19 protein-coding genes are annotated in these 20,275 nt (G+C 71.0%); 7 read left to right on the top strand and 12 right to left on the bottom strand.

Translation table 11 applies throughout. The annotated features are described in order from the left end of the window. Positions 1-372: 372 nt before the first annotated feature. The 7 genes from ACFY10_RS12755 to ACFY10_RS12785 form a co-directional block, all read right to left on the bottom strand. The gene (locus ACFY10_RS12755) at positions 373-1,152 is read right to left on the bottom strand and encodes an ABC transporter ATP-binding protein (protein WP_390665095.1); all 780 of its coding nucleotides are present in this window, start codon (positions 1,150-1,152) and stop codon (positions 373-375) included. Then, positions 1,145-2,074 (bottom strand): ABC transporter permease, encoded by a 930-nt coding sequence (locus ACFY10_RS12760; RefSeq protein WP_390665096.1) that lies wholly within the window; start codon positions 2,072-2,074, stop codon positions 1,145-1,147. The genes ACFY10_RS12755 and ACFY10_RS12760 overlap by 8 nt, the downstream gene beginning before the upstream one ends. A gap of 99 nt (positions 2,075-2,173) precedes the next feature. Beyond that, positions 2,174-3,046, bottom strand: a complete 873-nt coding sequence (locus ACFY10_RS12765) for a glycosyltransferase family 2 protein (RefSeq protein WP_390665553.1) — start codon at positions 3,044-3,046, stop codon at positions 2,174-2,176. A gap of 5 nt (positions 3,047-3,051) precedes the next feature. After that, positions 3,052-3,831 (bottom strand): CDP-alcohol phosphatidyltransferase family protein, encoded by a 780-nt coding sequence (locus ACFY10_RS12770; RefSeq protein ID WP_390665097.1) that lies wholly within the window; start codon positions 3,829-3,831, stop codon positions 3,052-3,054. Beyond that, the gene (locus ACFY10_RS12775) at positions 3,809-4,870 is read right to left on the bottom strand and encodes an iron-containing alcohol dehydrogenase family protein (protein WP_390665098.1); all 1,062 of its coding nucleotides are present in this window, start codon (positions 4,868-4,870) and stop codon (positions 3,809-3,811) included. The genes ACFY10_RS12770 and ACFY10_RS12775 overlap by 23 nt, the downstream gene beginning before the upstream one ends. Beyond that, complete coding sequence (locus tag ACFY10_RS12780) at positions 4,858-5,610, bottom strand: sugar phosphate nucleotidyltransferase (RefSeq protein WP_390665099.1); 753 nt, start codon at positions 5,608-5,610, stop codon at positions 4,858-4,860. The genes ACFY10_RS12775 and ACFY10_RS12780 overlap by 13 nt, the downstream gene beginning before the upstream one ends. Next, positions 5,607-7,400, bottom strand: coding sequence for a DUF5941 domain-containing protein (locus ACFY10_RS12785; RefSeq protein WP_390665100.1), 1,794 nt, complete (start codon positions 7,398-7,400; stop codon positions 5,607-5,609). Before ACFY10_RS12785 ends, ACFY10_RS12780 begins: the two co-directional genes overlap by 4 nt. A gap of 278 nt (positions 7,401-7,678) precedes the next feature. Between ACFY10_RS12785 and galE the strand changes: the two genes are divergently transcribed. From galE to idi, 3 genes are all read left to right on the top strand, one after another. Continuing rightward, the gene (gene galE, locus ACFY10_RS12790; protein ID WP_390665101.1) at positions 7,679-8,644 is read left to right on the top strand and encodes a UDP-glucose 4-epimerase GalE; all 966 of its coding nucleotides are present in this window, start codon (positions 7,679-7,681) and stop codon (positions 8,642-8,644) included. Between the two features lie 149 nt (positions 8,645-8,793). Continuing rightward, a complete protein-coding gene (locus ACFY10_RS12795) occupies positions 8,794-9,735 on the top strand; it encodes a cation diffusion facilitator family transporter (RefSeq protein ID WP_390665102.1) in 942 nt (313 codons plus the stop codon). A 255-nt stretch (positions 9,736-9,990) separates the two neighbouring features. Continuing rightward, on the top strand, positions 9,991-10,584 hold the full coding sequence (gene idi / locus ACFY10_RS12800; RefSeq protein WP_390665103.1) for an isopentenyl-diphosphate Delta-isomerase: 594 nt from the start codon (positions 9,991-9,993) through the stop codon (positions 10,582-10,584). 23 nt (positions 10,585-10,607) lie between these two features. On the opposite strand, the gene ACFY10_RS12805 is transcribed toward idi, so the two are convergent. Next, on the bottom strand, positions 10,608-11,120 hold the full coding sequence (locus ACFY10_RS12805) for an ATP-binding protein (RefSeq protein ID WP_390665554.1): 513 nt from the start codon (positions 11,118-11,120) through the stop codon (positions 10,608-10,610). A 245-nt stretch (positions 11,121-11,365) separates the two neighbouring features. Between ACFY10_RS12805 and ACFY10_RS12810 the strand changes: the two genes are divergently transcribed. Next, entirely contained in the window at positions 11,366-12,121 is a 756-nt protein-coding gene (locus tag ACFY10_RS12810; RefSeq protein WP_390665104.1) for an enoyl-CoA hydratase/isomerase family protein, read from the top strand. On the opposite strand, the gene ACFY10_RS12815 is transcribed toward ACFY10_RS12810, so the two are convergent. Both ACFY10_RS12815 and ACFY10_RS12820 read right to left on the bottom strand, forming a co-directional pair. Further along, complete coding sequence (locus tag ACFY10_RS12815) at positions 12,108-12,743, bottom strand: DJ-1/PfpI family protein (protein ID WP_390665105.1); 636 nt, start codon at positions 12,741-12,743, stop codon at positions 12,108-12,110. The genes ACFY10_RS12810 and ACFY10_RS12815 overlap by 14 nt on opposite strands. 9 nt (positions 12,744-12,752) lie before the next feature. Next, positions 12,753-13,724, bottom strand: coding sequence for a GlxA family transcriptional regulator (locus ACFY10_RS12820; protein WP_390665106.1), 972 nt, complete (start codon positions 13,722-13,724; stop codon positions 12,753-12,755). Between the two features lie 113 nt (positions 13,725-13,837). Here ACFY10_RS12820 and ACFY10_RS12825 point away from each other — a divergent pair, with 113 nt between their 5' ends. The 3 genes from ACFY10_RS12825 to ACFY10_RS12835 all read left to right on the top strand — a co-directional run bounded on the left by ACFY10_RS12825 (position 13,838) and on the right by ACFY10_RS12835 (position 17,958). Continuing rightward, complete coding sequence (locus ACFY10_RS12825) at positions 13,838-14,707, top strand: hypothetical protein (protein WP_390665107.1); 870 nt, start codon at positions 13,838-13,840, stop codon at positions 14,705-14,707. A 154-nt stretch (positions 14,708-14,861) separates the two neighbouring features. After that, positions 14,862-17,255 (top strand): Tex family protein, encoded by a 2,394-nt coding sequence (locus ACFY10_RS12830; RefSeq protein WP_390665108.1) that lies wholly within the window; start codon positions 14,862-14,864, stop codon positions 17,253-17,255. 139 nt (positions 17,256-17,394) lie between these two features. Next, positions 17,395-17,958 (top strand): putative glycolipid-binding domain-containing protein, encoded by a 564-nt coding sequence (locus tag ACFY10_RS12835; RefSeq protein WP_390665109.1) that lies wholly within the window; start codon positions 17,395-17,397, stop codon positions 17,956-17,958. A gap of 42 nt (positions 17,959-18,000) precedes the next feature. Here ACFY10_RS12835 and ACFY10_RS12840 read toward each other — a convergent pair whose 3' ends face one another. Continuing rightward, positions 18,001-18,477: a DUF1003 domain-containing protein gene (locus tag ACFY10_RS12840; RefSeq protein ID WP_390665110.1), complete on the bottom strand. Its 477-nt coding sequence runs from the start codon at positions 18,475-18,477 to the stop codon at positions 18,001-18,003. A gap of 121 nt (positions 18,478-18,598) precedes the next feature. After that, positions 18,599-20,239 carry an ABC-F family ATP-binding cassette domain-containing protein gene (locus ACFY10_RS12845; protein ID WP_390665111.1) on the bottom strand — a complete coding sequence of 547 codons (1,641 nt, stop codon included), beginning with the start codon at positions 20,237-20,239 and terminating at the stop codon, positions 18,599-18,601. Positions 20,240-20,275: the final 36 nt, after the last annotated feature.

Raw genomic sequence — 20,275 nt, forward strand, 5'->3', positions numbered from 1 at the left:
GGCGGGGACGGCACATGCTGCGCTCAGCTGGGGAGTTTCCGTAGCCATTGCCGTCACATCTCCCGTTCTACACTGCCGACCCAATGCATACTATTTCGGACACGCCGCCCGGCTGTCCGCGCGGCTGTCCCGGTCGGGGGTGTCGCGCATTATCGCCCCACTTGCCGCGTTTCGGGACCGGTACAGCTTACGTTGTACAACGCAGCGAGGATCCCTGGGGTGTCCTGCACATCACAACAACACACCGATTGGCGTCAAGATTCCTTGGGCGAAACCGAGTTGACGTTTCCTTTGCAGACGCAGGGCCCCGCCGCAGAGGTTGCGGCGGGGCCCCGCGATCCGTCCTGGCCTGTGCGTCCAGGCCGGGGTGGGCTACTTGCCGGTGAACTTCTCGTACTCCTTGAGGACCTCTTCGGTAGGCCCATCCATGCGCAGCTCGCCGCGTTCCAGCCACAGGACGCGGTCGCAGGTGTCGCGGATCGACTTGTTGTTGTGACTGACGAGAAACACCGTGCCGGCTTCCTTGCGCAGCTCACGGATGCGCTCCTCGGAGCGCTTCTGGAACTTGCGGTCGCCGGTGGCCAGCGCCTCGTCGATCATCAGGACGTCGTGGTCCTTGGCGGCGGCGATGGAAAAGCGCAGGCGGGCCGCCATGCCGGAGGAGTAGGTGCGCATCGGCAGGGTGATGAAGTCGCCCTTCTCGTTGATGCCGGAGAAGTCGACGATCGACTGGTAGCGCTCCCTGATCTGCTCGCGGGACATGCCCATGGCGAGCCCGCCCAATATGACGTTGCGCTCGCCGGTCAGGTCGTTCATCAGGGCCGCGTTCACGCCGAGCAGGGACGGCTGGCCGTTGGTGTAGACCTTGCCCTTCTCCGCCGGGAGGAGGCCGGCGATGGCGCGCAGCAGGGTCGACTTGCCGGAGCCGTTGGAGCCGATGAGGCCGATGGCCTCGCCGCGGTAGGCGACGAAGGAGACGCCCTTGACGGCGTGCACCTTGCGCACGCCGCGCTCCTCGCCGCGCTTGACGATGCGGCTGAGGGCGGCGGTGGCGCTGCCCTTGCCGGTCTTGGCGCCGTGGACGCGGTAGACGATGTGCAGCTCGTCGGCGATGACGGTGGGGATCAGCTCCCCGGGGTTCAGCTCAGCCACGGCCGTACCGCTCCTCTGCCTTCCAGAAGTACACGAAACCGCCGACGGAGACGACGACGGACCAGAACAGGGCGATCGCCCAGACGTGCGGGGGCAGGTTCGAGGCGCCGTAGCCGTCGATGAGCGCGAAGCGCATCAGGTCCATGTAGATGGCCGCCGGGTTCAGCTGCATCACGCGGATGAACGCCTCGGAGCGGCCGGCCAGCATGTGGTTGATCGAGAACATGACGCCGGACATGTACATCCAGGTGCGCAGGATGAACGGCATCAGCTGGGCGAGGTCCGGCGTCTTGGCGCCCATGCGGGCCACGATGAGCGCGAGCCCGGTGTTGAAGAGGAACTGCAGGGACAGGATCGGCAGGATCAGCAGCCAGGACAGGCCGGGGTAGCTGCCGAAGCCGATCACGATGATGAACAGCACGATCATCGAGAAGAGCAGCTGCTGCAGCTGCTGCAGCGCGAAGGAGATGGGCAGCGAGGCACGCGGGAAGTGCAGGGCGCGCACCAGGCCGAGGTTGCCGGAGATCGCGCGCACGCCCGTCATGATCGAGCTCTGCGTGAAGGTGAACACGAACACGCCCGTGACCAGGAACGGGATGTACACGTCCTGCGACATGCCCCGGCTGGCGTGCAGGATGACGCCGAAGATGAAGTAGTACACGCCGGCGTTCAGCAGCGGTGTGGCCACCTGCCACAGCTGACCGAGCTTGGCCTGGCTGTACTGGGCGGTCAGCTTCGCCTGCGAGAAGGCGAGGATGAAGTGACGCCGGTCCCAGAGCTGGCGGACGTACTCGACGAGGCCGGGCCGGGCGCCGCTCACGGTCAGCCCGTACTTGTCGGCGAGCCGGCTCGCCGAAAGGCCCTCGTCGGGCGACAGGGACGCGCTCAGGGCGACCGTGCCGTCGTGCGTTGTCTCACTCACTGGTGGAAACTTTCGTCTTCGGGATGCGCAGCCTGTGCGGGCATGGCATGAGCCAGGGACCCGGGTGGGGTCCGAATTGCTCTCTCTGGAACGAGCTTGTCAGATCACAGGGGGTCGGCCCAGTCGGGTCAGCCGCCACACCGTACGCCACTTCATCGGCCTGCGTGGCCCGCACGGAGTGGTCCAGCCTTCCCGGAACCCGCCGAACCATGCCCTCAGGGCCGGCCGCGAGGGGCGGCGGACGAGGGTGAGCAGCAGCCAGACACCGAGGTAGACCGGGACCAGCAGGGCGGGGAGGTTGCGGCGGGCCAGCCAGACGCGGTTGCGGGCGACCATGCGGTGGTAGACCGCGTGCCGCGAGGGCGCGGTCGTCGGGTGGTACAGCACCATGTCGGACCGGTAGTCGATCATCCAGCCCGCGTCCAGGGCCCGCCATGCCAGGTCGGTTTCCTCGTGGGCGTAGAAGAATTCGTCCGGGAGGCCGCCGACTTCGGCAAAGACCTTGGTACGGACGGCGTTGGCGCCGCCGAGGAAGGTGGTGACCCGGGAGGAGCGCATCGGGTCGGCGGCGCGCAGACGCGGGACGTGGCGGCGCTGGGTGACCCCGGTGTCGGGGTCGGCGATGCGGAAGCTGATGATGCCGAGCTTCGGGTCGGCCTCGAAGGCCTGGCGGCACAGCTCGGCGGTGTCGTGCTGTGCGAGGAGTCCGTCGTCGTCGAGGAACATCAGGACGTCGACGTCGCGGCCGCTGGGGCCGAAGGCCTCGATGCCGACGTTGCGGCCGCCGGGGATGCCGAGGTTCTCGGGCAGCTCGATCGTACGGACGCCCTCGGGGACGTCCGGGACGGGCGAGCCGTTGCCGACCACGACCGCCTCGACCCTGTCGCCGTCCTGCTTGGCGACCGAGTCGAGCAGGGCGCGGAGCTCGTCGGGGCGGTTGCCCATGGTGATGATCACCGCGCCGACCTTCATGCCGCTCACTTCAGCCTGCTGGAGGCGAGGATGGACACGAGGTGCAGCAGGGTCTGCAGCATGGCGATGCCGGCCAGCACCGCGACGCCGAGGCGGGAGAAGAACAGGTCGCCGCGCATCTGGTCGGCGATCGCCAGGACCAGGATCAGCAGGGACGCCTCGATGCCGAGGATCAGCCGGTGGAACTTCAGCAGGGAGGCGGCCTTGCGGGCCAGCGCCATGCCGGAGGAGCGCATCTCGGCCGCCGACTCCTGGACCGGCGGCTTGCCGGTCTGGTGGCGGGCGACGCCGACCAGGTCGGTCTCGGCCTTGATCAGGATGGCGCCGAGCGCGGCCAGGGTGCCGAGGAAGGCCCACAGCCAGTCGATACGGCCGCTGCCCCACAGGTCGGCGGCGCGAAGCCCGAAGCCGACGAGCACCGCGGCGTCGGTGAGGTAGGCGCCGACCCGGTCCAGGTAGACGCCGCTCAGCGAGTACTGCTTCTTCCAGCGCGCGATCTCGCCGTCGACGCAGTCCAGCAGCAGATACATCTGCACGCAGAACACGCCGAGCACGGCGCCCGCGATCCCCGGCACCAGCAGGGCCGGGGCGGCGAGCACGCCGAAGACGGTCATCAGATACGTGAGCTGGTTGGGCGTGACCCTGGTGTTCACCAGGTAGCGGTCGACCCGCAGGGACACCTCACGCATGTAGAGGCGTCCCATCCAGTGCTCACCGCTGCGCCGGTCCTTGACCCCTGCGGGGTGGACGACCGGGCGGAGTTCAGCTACCGATGGCCTTGACATAGTCGGCGTAAATGTCCTTGATCTGGTCGGTTTTGAGGTCGAGGTGTTCGAGGATCGTGTAGCGGCCGGGCCGGGTCTCCGGGGCGAATTCCACGGCGCGGACGAACTCGTCCACCGTGAAGCCGATCTCCTCCGGGAGCACCGGAAGCCCGTGCCGGCGCAGCACCTCGGCCATGTACGCCGACTCCTCGTGCGCGCCGCGCAGGTACATCGCGAAGGCGGCGCCGAGGCCGCACTGCTCGCCGTGGCTGGCAGCTCGCTTGGGGTAGAGCAGGTCGAAGGCGTGGTTGATCTCGTGGCAGGCCCCGGAGGACGGCCGCGAGTCACCCGACACCGACATGGCGATACCGCTGAGGACCAGCGCCTCGGCGAGCACCTGGAGAAACTCGTTGTCGCCGATACCGCCCGGGTGCCTGAGCACCGCCTCGCCGGCCTGGCGCGCCATCGCGGCGGCGAGACCGTCGATCTTCTCGCCCTTGACGCGGTTGGCCAGCTCCCAGTCCGCGATCGCGGAGATGTTGGAGATCGCGTCCCCGATGCCCGCCCGCACGAACCGCGCCGGTGCCTCACGGATGACGTCCAGGTCGATTACGACGGCGATCGGGTTCGGCACGCCGTACGAGCCGCGGCCCGCGTCGTTGTCGAGGGTGGCGACGGGCGAGCACAGGCCGTCGTGCGCCAGGTTCGTCGGCACGGCGACCAGGGGCAGGCCGACGCGTGCCGCGGCGAACTTGGCGCAGTCGATGATCTTGCCGCCGCCGAGGCCGACGACCGCGTCGTAGTGGCCGGCCTTTATGTCGCCGGCCAGCCGCACCGCGTCGTCGAGGGTGCCGCCGCCGACCTCGTACCAGGTGGCACCGGGCAGGGTCGGGGCGATCCGCTCGCGCAGCCGGGCGCCGGAGCCGCCGCTGACGGCGACGGCGAGCCTGCCCGAGGTGGAGATGCGCTCGTCGGCGAGCACGCAGGCCAGGTCGTCGAGGGCACCCGGGCGGATGTCCACGACGAGCGGTGAGGGGATGAGCCGGGTCAGTACTGGCATGCGATCTCCCGTCCCCGGGCGAGATCGTCGTGGTTGTCGATCTCGACCCACTTGACGTCGCCGATCGGCGCCACGTCGATGCGGAAGCCGCGGTTCACGAGCTCCTGGTACCCGTGCTCGTAGAACTGCTGCGGGTCGGTCTCCCAGACCGCCTTCAGGGCGTCGGCCAGCTCGGGGGCGGCGTCGCCCTCGATGAGCGTCACGCCGATGTACTCGCCGGTCGCCTCGGCCGGGTCCATCAGCTTGGTGATCTTCGTCATGCCCTGCTCGGGGTCGACGACGACCTTCATCTCCTCGTCGGCCAGGTTCTTCACCGTGTCCAGGGCGAGGATGATCCTCTTGCCGTCGCCGCGCGCGGCGAGCAGCGTCTGCTCGACGGAGACCGGGTGGACGGTGTCGCCGTTGGCGAGGATCACACCGTCCTTGAGGGCGTCACGGCCGCACCACAGGGAGTAGGCGTTGTTCCACTCCTCGGCCTTGTCGTTGTCGATGAGGGTGAGCTTGAGGCCGTACTTCGCCTCCAGCGCCGCCTTGCGCTCGTACACGGCCTCCTTGCGGTAGCCGACGATGATCGCGACCTCGGTCAGGCCGATCTCGGCGAAGTTGCCGAGAGTCAGGTCCAGGACCGTGGGTTCGCCCTCTATGCCCGCGGGCCCCACCGGCACCAGCGCCTTGGGAAGGCTGTCGGTGTAGGGGCGCAGACGCCGTCCGGCGCCGGCCGCCAGCACGAGGCCGATCATGCGGGTTCTCCTTCATCGTGTACGGCGGGGGCCCCGGAGGACACCCAGAAGCGGATGCTCTCGACGAGCACCACCAGGGCGACGGCCACGGCGAGCGCCGTGAGCGCGACCTTGAACTGCGAAGCGGTGAGCGCGGCGGCCAGGACGGTGACGAGCAGCGTCCGCCCTTCGTGCCCCCCAATGGCGCGCACCAGCCAGGCCGGCGGCGCTCCGGCGTTGCCGCGGATGCGGTACACCGTGTCGTAGTGATGGTAGGCGACGGCCGCCACCAGCCCGAAAGCTGCAGGAAGGGCTCCGTTCACGTCCGCTTTGGCCGCCAGGATCAGGACGGTGCCGTATTCGGCGGCGCGAAAGAGCGGGGGGATCAGCCAGTCGAGGGGGCCCTTGAGGGGGTTCGAGACGGCTTCGGCCGACAGCAGGACATAGATGCCCGCGCACAGGATCAGCGGCCACCCCGGATCGTCGAACCAGGCGGCGAGCACCACCACGAGGGCACCCACTGCGGCGACCAAGGGCGCGAGGGCGGGCTTTCCGGCCAGCACGGCCCGCGAGAAGAGCTGGGCCAGGGGCCCGCTGTCCGCCAGATCGGCCAGCGCCTGCGCCGCCCGGTCCGTGCGCCGCGCCTTCCGGGTCAGCGACCGCAGCAAACGCCCCGCGGTCGTGTAGGTCGCCGCGAACGCGCAGCCGATGAGCAGGACGTAGAAGGTGATCCGGGGCGTGGTGACCGCGGTCAGCACCGCGATCATCGCCCAGCGTTCGCCGATCGGCAGCACGATCATGCGGCGCACCCACACCGTCCAGCCGACACTGTCCAGTTTGTCGGAGAGGGCCGCCGTGGGGCTGGTGTTGGCGGTGGCGTCGTGGTTGGCCTCGTTGAAGGAGAAGTCGACGACGTGCCGGCAGGTCTGCAGGATCATCGCGCCGAGCGCGAGGGCCCATACGTCGTCGCCGCCGCGGGCCGCTCCCAGCGCGAGGCCTGCGTAGTAGGCGTACTCCTTGGCCCGGTCGAAGGTGGCGTCGAGCCAGGCGCCGAGCGTGGAGTACTGCAGGGAGTAGCGCGCCAACTGGCCGTCGGTGCAGTCCAGTACGAAGGACGCGATCAGCAGGACGCCCGCGGCGACGAAGCCGGCGCGGGTGCCGGTGGCCGCGCAGGTGGCCGCGATCAGCGCGGTGATCAGGGAGGCGGTGGTGACCTGGTTCGGGGTCAGGCCGCGGCGGGCGCACCAGCGGGCGATGTAGCGGGAGTAGGGGCTGATGCAGAACGTGGTGAAGAAGCCGTCGCGGGACTTCACGGCCGACTTCAGACGTACGGCCTCGTCGTCGACGTTCGCGACGGCCTGCCGTGCCTCGTTGCGGGACTGCGGGTCGGCGGGGACGGCGGCAACCAGGCTGCCGAGCTCCGGGCGGTGCACTTCGACGCCGTCGGTGTCGAGGGCGGTGACGATGCGGTCGGCGAGGCTGTCGACGGCGAGTGCCGTGCCGCCGCCGGCCGAGTTCTCGCGGGCCATCGCGCGGGTCAGGGCCTGCCGGCCGGCCGGCTGGGCCGTCACGGCGCCCGGGATCGCGGCGAGCGGGAAGCGGGGGTCGGTGAGGCCGAGGCGCAGTGCGTGCAGGTGGCCCACGAAGCGGGCGTCGACCACGGCGACCCGCCGGTCGGCGGGCGCCTGGGCCAGCAGCGTCTCGGCGTCGGCGGTGTCGGAGGCGGTCCGTACGTCGAAGCCGAGGGACCGCAGATCGCCCTCGATCGACGATCCGGGGACCGGCTGACCGGTGAGGATGGCGGTCGACAACCGAACTCACTCCCTGGGTGCCGACGCGCTGGCGCCGGTCATGTGCACGATGGGGGCGCCCCTTGGCTGCACCAGGCGGGCGGCATGTCGGCAGAGGCTATCTGATGCCCGGAGAGCGGAGTTCACCGCCCGTTCACGGGCCGATCAACGCCGTCTCCACTGGCCTTTGCCGCGATCATCATCGGTGATCCGGGGTCCCGCCGACAAACCGCGCCCCCCAGATCAGGCATCCGGGACATTGGGGATCGCCGGGTGGCGTCGGCATAGGGTGGGCGACCATGACATGGCTGATCACAGGCGGAGCGGGATACATCGGGGCCCATGTGGTGCGGGCCATGACCGAGGCCGGGGAGCAGGTCGTCGCGCTGGACGACCTCTCGGCCGGGTTCCCCGAGCGGCTGCCGGCGGACGTGCCGCTCGTCGAGGGCTCGACGCTCGACGGCGACCTGCTGAAGCGGGTCTTCGCCGAGTACGAGGTGACCGGCGTCGTCCATCTCGCCGCGCGCAAGCAGGTCGCCGAGTCCGTGGCGCAGCCCACCCGCTACTACCGGGAGAACGTCGGCGGTCTGGCGACGCTCCTGGAGGCGGTCGCCGAGGCCGGGGTCGGCAAGTTCCTGTTCTCCTCGTCCGCGGCCGTCTACGGCAATCCCGATGTGGACCTCATCACCGAGGACACCGCGTGCGCGCCGGTGAACCCGTACGGCGAGACCAAGCTCACCGGCGAGTGGCTGGTGCGGGCGGCGGGCCGGGCGCACGGCATCTCCACGGTCTGCCTGCGCTACTTCAACGTGGCCGGCGCGGGCACACCCGAGCTGGCCGACACGGGCGTCTTCAACATCGTCCCCATGGTCTTCGACCGGCTCACCCGCGACGAGGCCCCGCGGATCTTCGGCGACGACTACCCGACGCCGGACGGCACCTGCATCCGCGACTACATCCACGTCGCCGACCTGGCCGAGGCGCATCTGGCCGCGGCACGGCGGCTCGCCGGCCGAAGCGGTGACCTCACGGTGAACATCGGCCGCGGCGAGGGCGTCTCCGTCCGCGAGCTGATCACCGTCATCGGCGAGGTGACCGGCGACCGCCGCCCGCCCCTCGTCGAGGCCCGCCGCCCCGGGGACGCGCCCCGCGCGGTCGCGGCTGCCGCCCGGGCCGCCGAGGAACTGGGCTGGACCGCCCGGCGCGGGGTGCGCGAGATGGTCGAGTCGGCGTGGCAGGGCTGGCAGCTGCACCACGGCGAGTGACACCGCAACACAGGAACTGAGGGTGCCCTGACCTGCGTATCGTTTCCGCAGGTCAGGGCACATGACAACGGTGTTCAGTGCCGCGTTGCCCAGTACCCCCCACCCGTAGTTCACTGTGATCCCGGGCGGAACACAGGAGGGCGGCTGTCATGGGGGCTGGGCACGATCACGGACACGGGCACTCGCATGCCCCGCCCACCGGTACGGCCGCGGCGGCGTACCGCGGGCGGCTGCGCGTCGCGCTGTCGATCACGCTCACCGTCATGGTGGTCGAGATCGTCGGCGGTGTGCTCGCGGACTCGCTCGCGCTGATCGCGGACGCCGCCCACATGGCGACCGACGCGCTGGGCCTGGGCATGGCGCTGTTCGCGATCCACTTCGCCAACCTCCCGCCGAGCGGCAACCGCACCTTCGGCTACGCCCGCGCCGAGATCCTCGCCGCGCTCGCCAACTGCCTGCTGCTGCTCGGCGTCGGCGGCTACGTCCTGTACGAGGCGATCCAGCGGTTCGTCACGCCCGCCGACACCGAGGGCGGGCTGACCATCGTGTTCGGTCTGATCGGCCTGGTCGCGAACATGATCTCGCTGACGCTGCTGGTGCGCGGCCAGCAGGAGAGCCTGAACGTGCGCGGCGCGTTCCTGGAGGTGGCCGCTGACGCCCTGGGTTCGCTCGCGGTGATCATCTCGGCGCTGGTCATCCTCGCCACCGGCTGGCAGGCCGCCGACCCGATCGCCTCGCTCGTGATCGGCCTGATGATCGTGCCCCGCACCGTCAAGCTGCTGCGCGAGACCCTGGACGTCCTGCTGGAGGCGGCCCCCAGGGACGTGGACATGGCGGACGTACGGGCCCACATCGTGGCTCTGGACGGCGTCGAGGACGTCCACGACCTGCACGCCTGGACGATCACGTCCGGTATGCCGGTGCTGTCCGCGCACGTGGTCGTGCGCTCCGACGTCCTCAGTGCGATCGGCCACGAGAAGATGCTCCACGAGCTCCAGGAGTGCCTGGGCGACCACTTCGACGTGGCGCACTGCACCTTCCAGCTGGAGCCGGGCGGGCACGCGGAGCACGAGGCGAGGGTGTGCCATTGAGGCAGGTGGGGCGCACCTTGGCCGGAATGCAGCCGTCCGGCGCGACCCTGCGTCGTTAAGCCTCACAGCGCTGCCCGGACGGTTCCCCGCCGATCTCGCCGGGCACGATCAACCACCGGGCCCCTCTTCCGGTCTTCGGCCGGTGACGGCCGTGGCCCGCGCCGTGCGCGGGACATGCGGGCGCGCCGCGAAGTGCCGGGAGTGCCGGTTTCGTACGGCAGACTTGGGGTGCGAAGACCGATGTGAAGGATGGGTATGCCGATCACACCTGCCACCGCGACGCACACTCCGTCGAACGGCGCCGCAGACGCGATTTTGCTGGAACTGGTCGACGACAACGGCGTCACGATCGGCACCGCGGAGAAGCTCGCCGCCCACCAGCCGCCGGGTCAGCTGCACCGCGCCTTCTCCGTCTTCCTCTTCGACGAGCGCAGCCGGCTGCTGCTGCAGCAGCGGGCGCTGGGCAAGTACCACTCCCCCGGCGTGTGGTCGAACACCTGCTGCGGCCACCCCTACCCCGGTGAGGCGCCCTTCGCGGCGGCGGCCCGGCGGACGTACGAGGAGCTGGGTGTGTCCCCCTCGCTGCTCGCCGAGGCGGGCACGGTCCGCTACAACCACCCGGACCCGGACTCGGGCCTGGTCGAGCAGGAGTACAACCACCTGTTCGTCGGCCTGGTGCAGTCCCCGCTGCGGCCGGACCCGGAGGAGGTCGGCGCCACGGCCTATGTGAGCCCCGCGGAGCTCGCGGAGCGACACGCCAAGGACACCTTCTCGTCCTGGTTCATGACTGTGCTGGACGCGGCCCGCCCGGCCGTCAGGGAGCTGACCGGCCCGTCGGCCGGCTGGTGACCCTCAGGCCCTGACGACTGGGCCTAGAGCACCCTTAGGGGTTTGAGCGGCAGGGCGGCCCAGATCACCTTGCCGCCGCTCGACGTGTGCTCGACGTCGCACACGCCGCCCGCCTCCCGGGCGACCTCGGTGACGAGGAGCAGCCCGCGGCCGCCCTCGCCTCCGTGGTCGGCCTCCAGGGCGGTCGGGCGGTAGGGGTGGTTGTCCTCCACGGACACCCGCACCCACTCGGCGCCGACGGCGACCTCCACGGCGAGCATCGGCGACAGCAGCGCCGCGTGCCGGACGGCGTTCGTGACCAGCTCCGAGACGATCAGCAGCAGCCCGTGGACGAGGTCTTCGGAGACGGGCACGCCTTGGCGGTACAGCAGGTCGCGTACGGCGTGCCGCGCCTGCGGGACCGAGGCGTCGACGGCGGGAGCGGTGAACCGCCAGACACCCTCGTACGGCAGCGGATCGGCGGGCCCCGGATGGAGGGGCTCCTCGTACGCGCCGCCTTCTGGGCGTGGGCCGGACCCGCGCCCGTGGTTCTCCATCGTCCGGTCGCCACCCTTGCGCTCGATTGTCACCACACGTCGAGTGTTGGTAACGACCCGCAGCGCTCCGGATGACTGAACACAAGTCAGCAGGTATCGAGCATTTATGACCGTTGGCGTATGACGCGGTCAGTTGTGGGACTGCTCCTGTCCCCCTTCAGCCGACTTCGCGAACTCTTCGGGTTGTACGGGTTTGGCCGCCCCTTCTTGATCACATGCCGGGCACGGCGGCTAGCATCCGGCCCATGGAGCCCCAGCTGCTGCACGATGTCACCGACTCGGTCGCCACCGTCGTCATCCACCACCCGGCCAAGCGCAACGCCATGACGGCCGCGATGTGGGCCGCCCTGCCTCCGCTGCTGGACACCCTCGCGGCCGACCCGGGCGTACGGGCGCTGGTGCTGACCGGGGAGGGCGGGACGTTCTGCGCGGGGGCCGACATCTCCACGCTGCAGGGGTCGCCGGAGGAGGCGCAGGGTCTCGCGGTGCGGGCCGAGGAGGCCCTGGCCGCCTTCCCGAAGCCGACGCTGGCCGCGATCCGCGGGCACTGCGTGGGCGGCGGGTCGCAGCTGGCGGCGGCCTGCGATCTGCGGTTCGCCATGGAGGGGGCACTGTTCGGGGTGACGCCGGCGAAGCTCGGCATCGTGTACCCGGCCTCCTCCACGCGTCGGCTGGTGTCGCTGGTGGGTCCGGCCGCCGCCAAGTACCTGCTGTTCTCCGGGGAGTTGATCGACGCGGAGCGGGCGCTGCGCACCGGCCTGGTGGACGAGGTGCTGCCCCAGGGCGAACTCGCCAAGCGGGTCGCGGAGTTCACCCGGATCCTGGTGTCCCGTTCGCAGCTCACCCAGGCCGCGGCGAAGGAGTTCGCGAACGGGCACACCGACCGGGACGCGTACTGGACGGAGCAGGCACGCGGCGGCGGCGACACCGTGGAGGGCGTCGCCGCGTTCCTGGAGCGCAGGCAGCCGCGCTTCACCTGGAGTGTCCCTACGTCAGGATGAAGCGGCTGCGCGCGCGGAGCTTGTCGACGATGTGCGCGGGCGCCTTCTGCGGCGACCCGGCGTCGTAGGGCGGCTGCGGGTCGTACTCCGTGCCCAGTTGCACGGCCTGGGCCAGGTCGTCGCCCGCGATCCGGCCAACCAGGGTGAGCGCCATGTCGATGCCGGACGACACTCCGGCCGCGGTGACGTACTTCCCGTCGAACACGACCCGTTCACCGGTCGGCTCGACGTCGTAGGGCCTGAGCTGTTCGAGGGCCAGCCAGTGCGAGGTGGCCCGGCGGCCCTTGAGGAGGCCCGCGGCGGCGAGCAGCAGGGAGCCGGAGCACACGGAGGTCGTCCAGGTACTGGTGGCATCCGCCGTGCGCAGCCAGTCCAGGAGAGGCTCGTCCTCCATCAGCGCGCTCTGGCCCGGTCCGCCGGAGACCACCACGACGTCGGGGCTCGGCGCCTCGGCCAGGGCCTTGTCGGCGGTGATCGCCAGCGATCCGGTCTCGGTCCGGACGGGGCCGGCCTCGGCGGCGACGAAGACCGTCTCCGCGTCCGGGATGCGGGAGAGGATCTCGTACGGGCCGACGACGTCGAGGGCGGTGAAGCGGTCGTAGATGACAAGGGCGATCTGCATGGTTTCCCTTCACGATGCGGGTGTGGGTGCGGGGCGGAAGCGGCGGCGGTACTCGGCCGGGGCCGTTCCGAGGGCCTTGACGAAGGCGCGGCGCATCGCCTCCGGGGTGCCGTAGCCGCTGGCGCGGGAGATCTCCTCGACGCCGTCGGCGGTGTCCTCCAACAGGCGGCGGGCGTGTTCGAGGCGCACGCGGTCGACGTAGCGGCCGGGTGTCATTCCGGTCTCCGCCTGGAAGGCGCGGGCGAAGTGGCGGGGCGAGAGGGCGGCGCGGGCGGCGAGGGACTCGACGTCCAGGTCGCCGCCCGGGTGCTCGTTGATCCACTGCTGGACCTCGCGCAGCGGCTCGCGCCGAGCGGTCTGGGCGGCCAGCTGGGCGCTGAACTGGGCCTGGTTTCCGGGCCGGCGCAGGAAGACGACCAGGTGGCGGGCGATGGCCAGGGCCGCCTCCCGGCCCAGGTCCTCCTCGACCAGGGCGAGCGCGAGGTCGATGCCCGAGGTGACGCCGGCCGAGGTGTAGAGGTGTCCGTCGCGCACGTAGATGGGGTCGGGGTCGACCTCGACGGACGGGTGGTCACGGGCGAGCTTGTCGCAGTACGCCCAGTGGGTCGTGGCGCGGCGGCCGTCCAGCAGGCCCGCCTCCGCAAGCAGGATGGCGCCGGTGCAGACGGAGACGAGGCGCTCCGCGCGCGGGCCGCGCACGCGCAGCCAGTCGGTCAGCCGCGCGTCGCGCACCGGACGACGGGTGCCCCGACCGCCCGGCACGAGGAGGGTGTGCGGGGCGGGCGCGTCCGCGAGGGCCTGGTCCGGTACGAGGGTCAGGCCGCTGGAGGTTCGGACGGGGGCGCCGTCCAGGGAGGCCGTACGGATGCGGTAGATGCCCGGAGTGTGCTGCTCGGCGCCCGCGAAGACCTCCACGGGGCCGGTGACATCGAGGCTCTGGACGCCGTCGAAGAGGACGACCAGGACGGTTCGCTGCGGCATACCGACGATTCTCGGCAGCGGCGCGGATGGCCGCAATGACGAGTTCCCCACCTTTCCTGCCATCCGCCGCACGACACTGGAGCCCGTACCGACCAGTCGGTAACCTGCACGTCATGACTACTGCCGCCCTCGATCCGCGCGCCGGCCGCCGCTGCCACAACGCGCTCAACTCCCTGCACGCGACGTACTACTTCTCGCCCGACCTGGGCAGGGAACTGGGCGCTCTCGGCATCACCCACCCAAGGGCCGTCAACCTCGCCGCGCGGGCGGCCGCGCTGGGGGCGGTCGGGCCGGGCACGGTGGCGGCGACGTTCTACAACTACAAGTACGAGCTCGTGGCCCGGCATGTGCCCGCCGTGTGGGAGACCGCCGCGCCCGGGCAGATCCTGGCCGCACGCGCGCGTGCCGTCGATGCGACCCTGCGCCGCCTGCTGGGCGAGGACACCGTGGCGTCCGAGGAGATGGCTCAGGCGGCGCGGCTGGCGCTGCGGGCCGCCGAGGCCTGTTCGCGCGCGGCACGGCCGCTGTACTCCGCCTACGCCGACCTGCCGGTGCCCGAGGAACCGCATCTGGCGTACTTCCACGCCATCACGCTGCTGCGCGAGCACCGGGGCGACGGGCACCTCGCCGTCCTGATGTCCGCGGAACTGGACGGTCTGGAGGCGGTGGTGACCCACACCGCGACCGGCAAGGGCATGACGCCGAAGTGGGTGTTCGGCAGCCGCGGCTGGAAACAGGAGGACTGGGACGCGGCCTCGGGGCGGCTGCGGAAGCGCGGGCTGCTGGACGAGGCGGGTGAGTTGACGGAGCGGGGCGTCGTGCTGCGGGCGCAGATCGAGGCCGACACGGACCGGCTGGACCGGGCGCCGTACGAGCACCTCGGGGCGGAGGCTGTCGCGCGGCTGACGGAGCTGGGGGCTGCCTTCGCGAAGGCGGCACTTGTCGCGGGGGCCTACCCGGCGGACCTGATCGGCAAGCGCTGACGAAAGCCGGGCGCCGCCCCTCCCGGCCCGCCTGGCCCGGCTGTTCGGAGGAGCCTCGGCCGCCACGCCCCGCCGGTTTCCGCCCTGATCCCCGACTGTCGGTGCCACCTGCCACAATTGCGGCGCAACCTCAGTGAGAAGGCGGTACGGGATCGTGACGACACCCGGGTCCAGCGGGTCCACCAACGTAGGGTCCATCGAAGGCAGGATCGCCGAGGAGCTCGGCGTACGGGAGCGGCAGGTCAAGGCTGCCGTGGAGCTGCTCGACGGCGGTTCGACGGTGCCCTTCATCGCCCGCTACCGCAAGGAAGCGACCGAGATGCTCGACGACGCGCAGCTGCGCACGATCGAGGAGCGGCTGCGCTATCTGCGGGAGCTCGAGGAGCGGCGGACCGCGATCCTCGAGTCGGTGCGCGAGCAGGGCAAGCTCACGGACGAGCTGGAGGCGCAGATCCGGGGCGCCGAGACCAAGGCGCGGCTCGAGGACATCTACCTGCCGTACAAGCCCAAGCGGCGTACGAAGGCGCAGATCGCGCGCGAGGCCGGTCTCGAGCCGCTGGCCGAGGGGCTGCTCGGCGACCCGACCGTCGATCCGCTCGCCGCGGCCGCCGCGTTCGTCGACGCCGACAAGGGTGTGGCCGATCCGCAGGCGGCTCTGGACGGCGCCCGGGCGATCCTGACCGAGCGGTTCTCGGAGGACGCGGACCTGATCGGCGAGCTGCGCGAGCGCATGTGGGTGCGCGGCCGCCTGGCCGCCAAGGTGCGGGACGGCAAGGAGGAGGCGGGCGCCAAGTTCGCCGACTACTTCGACTTCGCCGAGCCGTTCACCGAGCTGCCCTCGCACCGCATCCTCGCCATGCTGCGCGGCGAGAAGGAGGAGGTCCTCGACCTCGTCCTGGAGCCGGAGGAGCCCACCGACGGCCCTTCGTCGTACGAGGGCATCGTGGCCGGGAAGTTCCAGATCGCCGAGCGCGGTCGTCCCGCCGACAAGTGGCTGACGGACACGGTCCGTTGGGCCTGGCGCACCCGCATCCTGGTGCACCTCGGCATCGACCTGAGGCTGCGGCTGCGCACGGCCGCCGAGGACGAGGCCGTGCAGGTGTTCGCGGCGAACCTGCGCGACCTGCTGCTCGCCGCCCCGGCCGGCACGCGCGCGACGCTGGGCCTGGACCCGGGCTTCCGTACGGGTGTGAAGGTCGCCGTCATCGACGCCACCGGGAAGGTGGTGGCCACGGACGTCATCTACCCGCACGTCCCGGCGAACAAGTGGGACGAGGCGATCGCCAAGCTGGCCCGCCTCTCGAAGGAGCACGCGGTCGAGCTGGTCGCGATCGGCAACGGCACGGCGTCCCGCGAGACCGACAAGCTCGCCGGTGAACTCATCACCAGGCACCCGGAGTTGAACCTCACCAAGGTGATGGTGTCCGAGGCGGGCGCGTCCGTGTACTCGGCGTCCGCGTTCGCCTCGCAGGAGCTGCCGGACATGGACGTGTCGCTGCGCGGCGCCGTCTCGATCGCGCGCCGGCTGCAGGACCCGCTGGCAGAGCTGGTGAAGATCGACCCCAAGTCGATCGGCGTCGGCCAGTACCAGCACGACCTGTCCGAGGTGAAGCTGTCGCGCTCGCTGGACGCGGTGGTCGAGGACTGTGTGAACGGCGTGGGCGTGGACGTCAACACGGCGTCCGCCCCGCTGCTCGCCCGCGTCTCCGGCATCACCTCCGGGCTGGCCGAGAACATCGTGGCGCACCGCGACGCCAACGGCCCCTTCAAGTCGCGCACGCAGCTCAAGGGCGTGGCGCGGCTCGGCCCGAAGGCGTACGAGCAGTGCGCGGGCTTCCTGCGGATCCGCGGCGGCGACGACCCGCTGGACGCGTCCAGCGTGCACCCGGAGGCCTACCCGGTCGTCCGGCGCATGGTGAAGACGTCGGGCCAGGAGGTGGCGTCGCTCGTCGGCAACACGGGCGTGCTGCGCTCGCTGAAGCCGAACGACTTCGTGGACGAGACGTTCGGTCTGCCGACCGTCACCGACATCCTCAAGGAGCTGGAGAAGCCCGGGCGCGACCCTCGGCCCGCGTTCAAGACGGCCACCTTCAAGGAGGGCGTCGAGAAGATCTCCGACCTGGCGTCCGGGATGGTCCTGGAGGGCGTGGTCACGAACGTGGCGGCCTTCGGTGCGTTCGTGGACGTCGGTGTCCACCAGGACGGGCTGGTGCATGTGTCCGCGATGTCGAAGACGTTCGTGAAGGACCCGCGGGACGTGGTGAAGCCGGGGGACATCGTCAAGGTGAAGGTGCTGGACGTCGACATTCCGCGCAAGCGGATCTCGTTGACGCTGCGGCTGGACGACGAAGCCGCACCGCAGGGCGACGGAGACGACCGCCGGCAGCGGGGTGCGCGTCCGCCTCAGCAGCGGCGGCAGCAGCAGCGTCAGGGCGGAGGCCGCGGCGGACAGAGCGGCGGTTCCCGTCAGGCACCGCCGCCGGCCAACAGTGCGATGGCCGATGCTCTGCGCCGGGCCGGGTTGCTTGATCCGAAGGGTAAGCGCTGAGCCTGCGCCTCCGGCGGGAGGCCGTGGGGAGCTGCGGGCCGGTTGTGGCTGGTCGCGCCCCGCGGCGGAGCCGCAAGATGTCGCAGCCCCGCGCCCCTGAGAAGGGCGCTGCGCGCCCCTTCAGACCTAAGGTGGCTGCATGGTCGCTGCGCACGCCATCACCTGGGAAGTACTCGAAAGCCGGGGGTACGAGACCGCGTGGGTCGAGTTCGCCGAGGGCTCGCTGCTGGCCCACGGGCGGGCCGTCGGGACCGTTCCGGAGCCGTACTGGATCTCGTACGAGCTCACGACTGGTGAAGGGTTCGTGACCCGGCGGCTGGCGGTGACGGCGGAGACCGAGACCAGTACCCGCACTCTCGACCTGCGGCGCGACGACGCCGGCCGGTGGACCGCGGACGGCGAACCGCTGCCCGGCGTCGACGGTGCGCTCGACTGCGATCTGGGACTGTGCCCGCTCACCAACACCATGCCGGTGCTGCGGCACGACCTCCATCGGGCGCCCGGCGAGCGGGAGTTCCTGATGGCGTGGGTGTCGGTGCCGGGCCTGGTGGTACGGCCGTCGCTGCAGACCTACACCCACCTCGGGCGCACCGACGGCGGCGGCCACGTCCGGTTCGCCTCCGGCGAGTTCCGCAGCGACCTGGAGTTCGACGCGGACGGCTGCGTCGTCGACTATCCGGGGATGGCTACGCGCCTGCGCTGATGCCGGGGTTTGAGCCGCCCCACCCTGGGGGTGCCAGGCGGCTCAGCTCTTCTCGGGAGGCGGAGCGGTGCCGTTCATCCGGGCGCGGTTCTCCGCGAGCAGCTCCTGAATGCGCCGCTCGACCTCCACGGGGTCCACTCCGAGGGAACGGCCGATGTGGACGGCCCACACCTCCGAGCGGACATTGGTCTCGAAGTCCAGGTCGGCGCGTACGTTCTCGCGGGCGGCCTGGCGGTTCTGGCTCACCATCACGAAGGTGGACAGGAAGATCGCCTCCAGGCTGACGATCATGGTGAGCAGCCCGAAGGGGTACGGGTCCCAGACCGCCCCGTGGCCGAACACGCCCTCGTTGCACACGATCCACACCGCGAACCACAGGGCGTGCAGATACACGAACGCCATGGTCCCGGCGAAGGCGGTGATCGCGTCCGCGATCCGGTCCTGGGTCCCGCGCATCCGTGCAAGGACGTCCTGCTCGTGCGCGATCCGCACGGTCGGCCGCTTCGCCGCAGAGCCCATGGCCTCCCCTTGTCCTGCCCGGTGTCCGACGAGGAATCGCCGTCAGCGTACGCGGCAGGCGACCATGGTCCCCGCACGGGCTCCCGGGACGAACGACACGGCAGGTGCAGGAGTCGAGCCGCTAGCGCTCCGTGACCTTTCCGTCCGCCACCTCCAGACGGCGGTTCACATGGACCGCGTCCAGCATGCGGCGGTCGTGGGTGACCAGGAGGAGGGTGCCCTCGTAGGCGTCGAGGGCCGACTCCAGCTGCTCGATGGCCGGCAGGTCGAGGTGGTTGGTCGGCTCGTCCAGGACGAGGAGGTTGACGCCTCGGCCCTGCAGCAGCGCCAGGGCGGCGCGCGTGCGTTCGCCCGGGGACAGGGTCGCCGCCGGGCGCAGGACGTGGTCGGACTTCAGGCCGAACTTGGCCAGCAGGGTGCGCACTTCGACCGGCTCGGTGTCCGGTACGGCGGCGCTGAACGCGTCGAGCAGAGCCTCCGTGCCGTGGAACAGCTTGCGGGCCTGGTCGACCTCGCCGACCAGGACGCCGGAGCCGAGGCTCGCGTGGCCCGCGTCCAGCGGGATCCGGCCGAGCAGGGCGCCGAGCAGGGTCGACTTGCCGGCACCGTTCGCCCCGGTCACCGCCACCCGGTCCGCCCAGTCGATCTGCAGGGAGACCGGGCCGAAGGTGAAGTCGCCGCGCCGTACCTCCGCGTCCCGCAGAGTGGCCACGACGGCGCCCGAGCGCGGGGCCGACGCGATCTCCATGCGCAGCTCCCACTCCTTGCGGGGCTCCTCGACGACGTCGAGGCGTTCGATCATGCGCTGCGTCTGGCGGGCCTTCGCGGCCTGCTTCTCGCTGGCCTCGCTGCGGAACTTGCGGCCGATCTTGTCGTTGTCGTTGTTCGCCTTGCGGCGGGCGTTCTTGACGCCCTTGTCCATCCAGGAGCGCTGCATCTGGGCCCGGTCCTGGAGGGCGGCGCGCTTGTCGGCGTACTCCTCGTAGTCCTCGCGGGCGTGCCGCCGGGCGACGTCCCGCTCGTCCAGGTAGGCCTCGTAGCCGCCGCCGTAGAGGGTGATCTGCTGCTGGGCGAGGTCGAGTTCGAGGACCTTGGTGACCGTGCGGGTGAGGAACTCGCGGTCGTGGCTGACGACGACGGTGCCGGCGCGCAGGCCCTTCACGAACCGCTCCAGGCGCTCCAGGCCGTCCAGGTCGAGGTCGTTGGTCGGCTCGTCGAGGAGGAAGACGTCGTAGCGGGAGAGGAGGAGGGAGGCGAGGCCCGCGCGTGCCGCCTGGCCGCCGGACAGGGACGTCATGGGCTGGTCCAGGTCCACGGCCAGGCCCAGCGAGTCGGCGACCTCCTCGGCCCGCTCGTCCAGGTCGGCGCCGCCGAGGTCGAGCCAGCGCTCCAGGCTGGTCGCGTACGCGTCGTCGGCGCCGGGTGCACCGTCGACCAGGGCCTGCGTGGCCTCGTCCATCACGCGCTGGGCCTCGGCGACGCCGGTGCGGCGGGCGAGGAACTGGCGGATGGTCTCGCCGGGGCGGCGCTCGGGCTCCTGCGGGAGGTGGCCGATGGTGGCCGTGGGCGGTGAGAGCCTGAGCTCGCCCTCCTCCGGCGTGAGGAGCCCCGCGAGCATCCTGAGCAGCGTGGACTTGCCCGCGCCGTTGGCACCGACCAGCCCGATCACGTCGCCGGGCGCGACGACGAGGTCGAGGCCGGTGAAGAGGGAGCGGTCGCCGTGGCCGGCGGTGAGGTTCTTGGCGACGAGGGTGGCAGTCATCAGGGGGTGATCCTAGCGAGCGGTGAGCGGGTGGTG

Source organism: Streptomyces sp. NPDC001401, from assembly GCF_042895385.1.
In the GTDB taxonomy this organism is placed as follows: Bacteria; Actinomycetota; Actinomycetes; order Streptomycetales; family Streptomycetaceae; genus Streptomyces.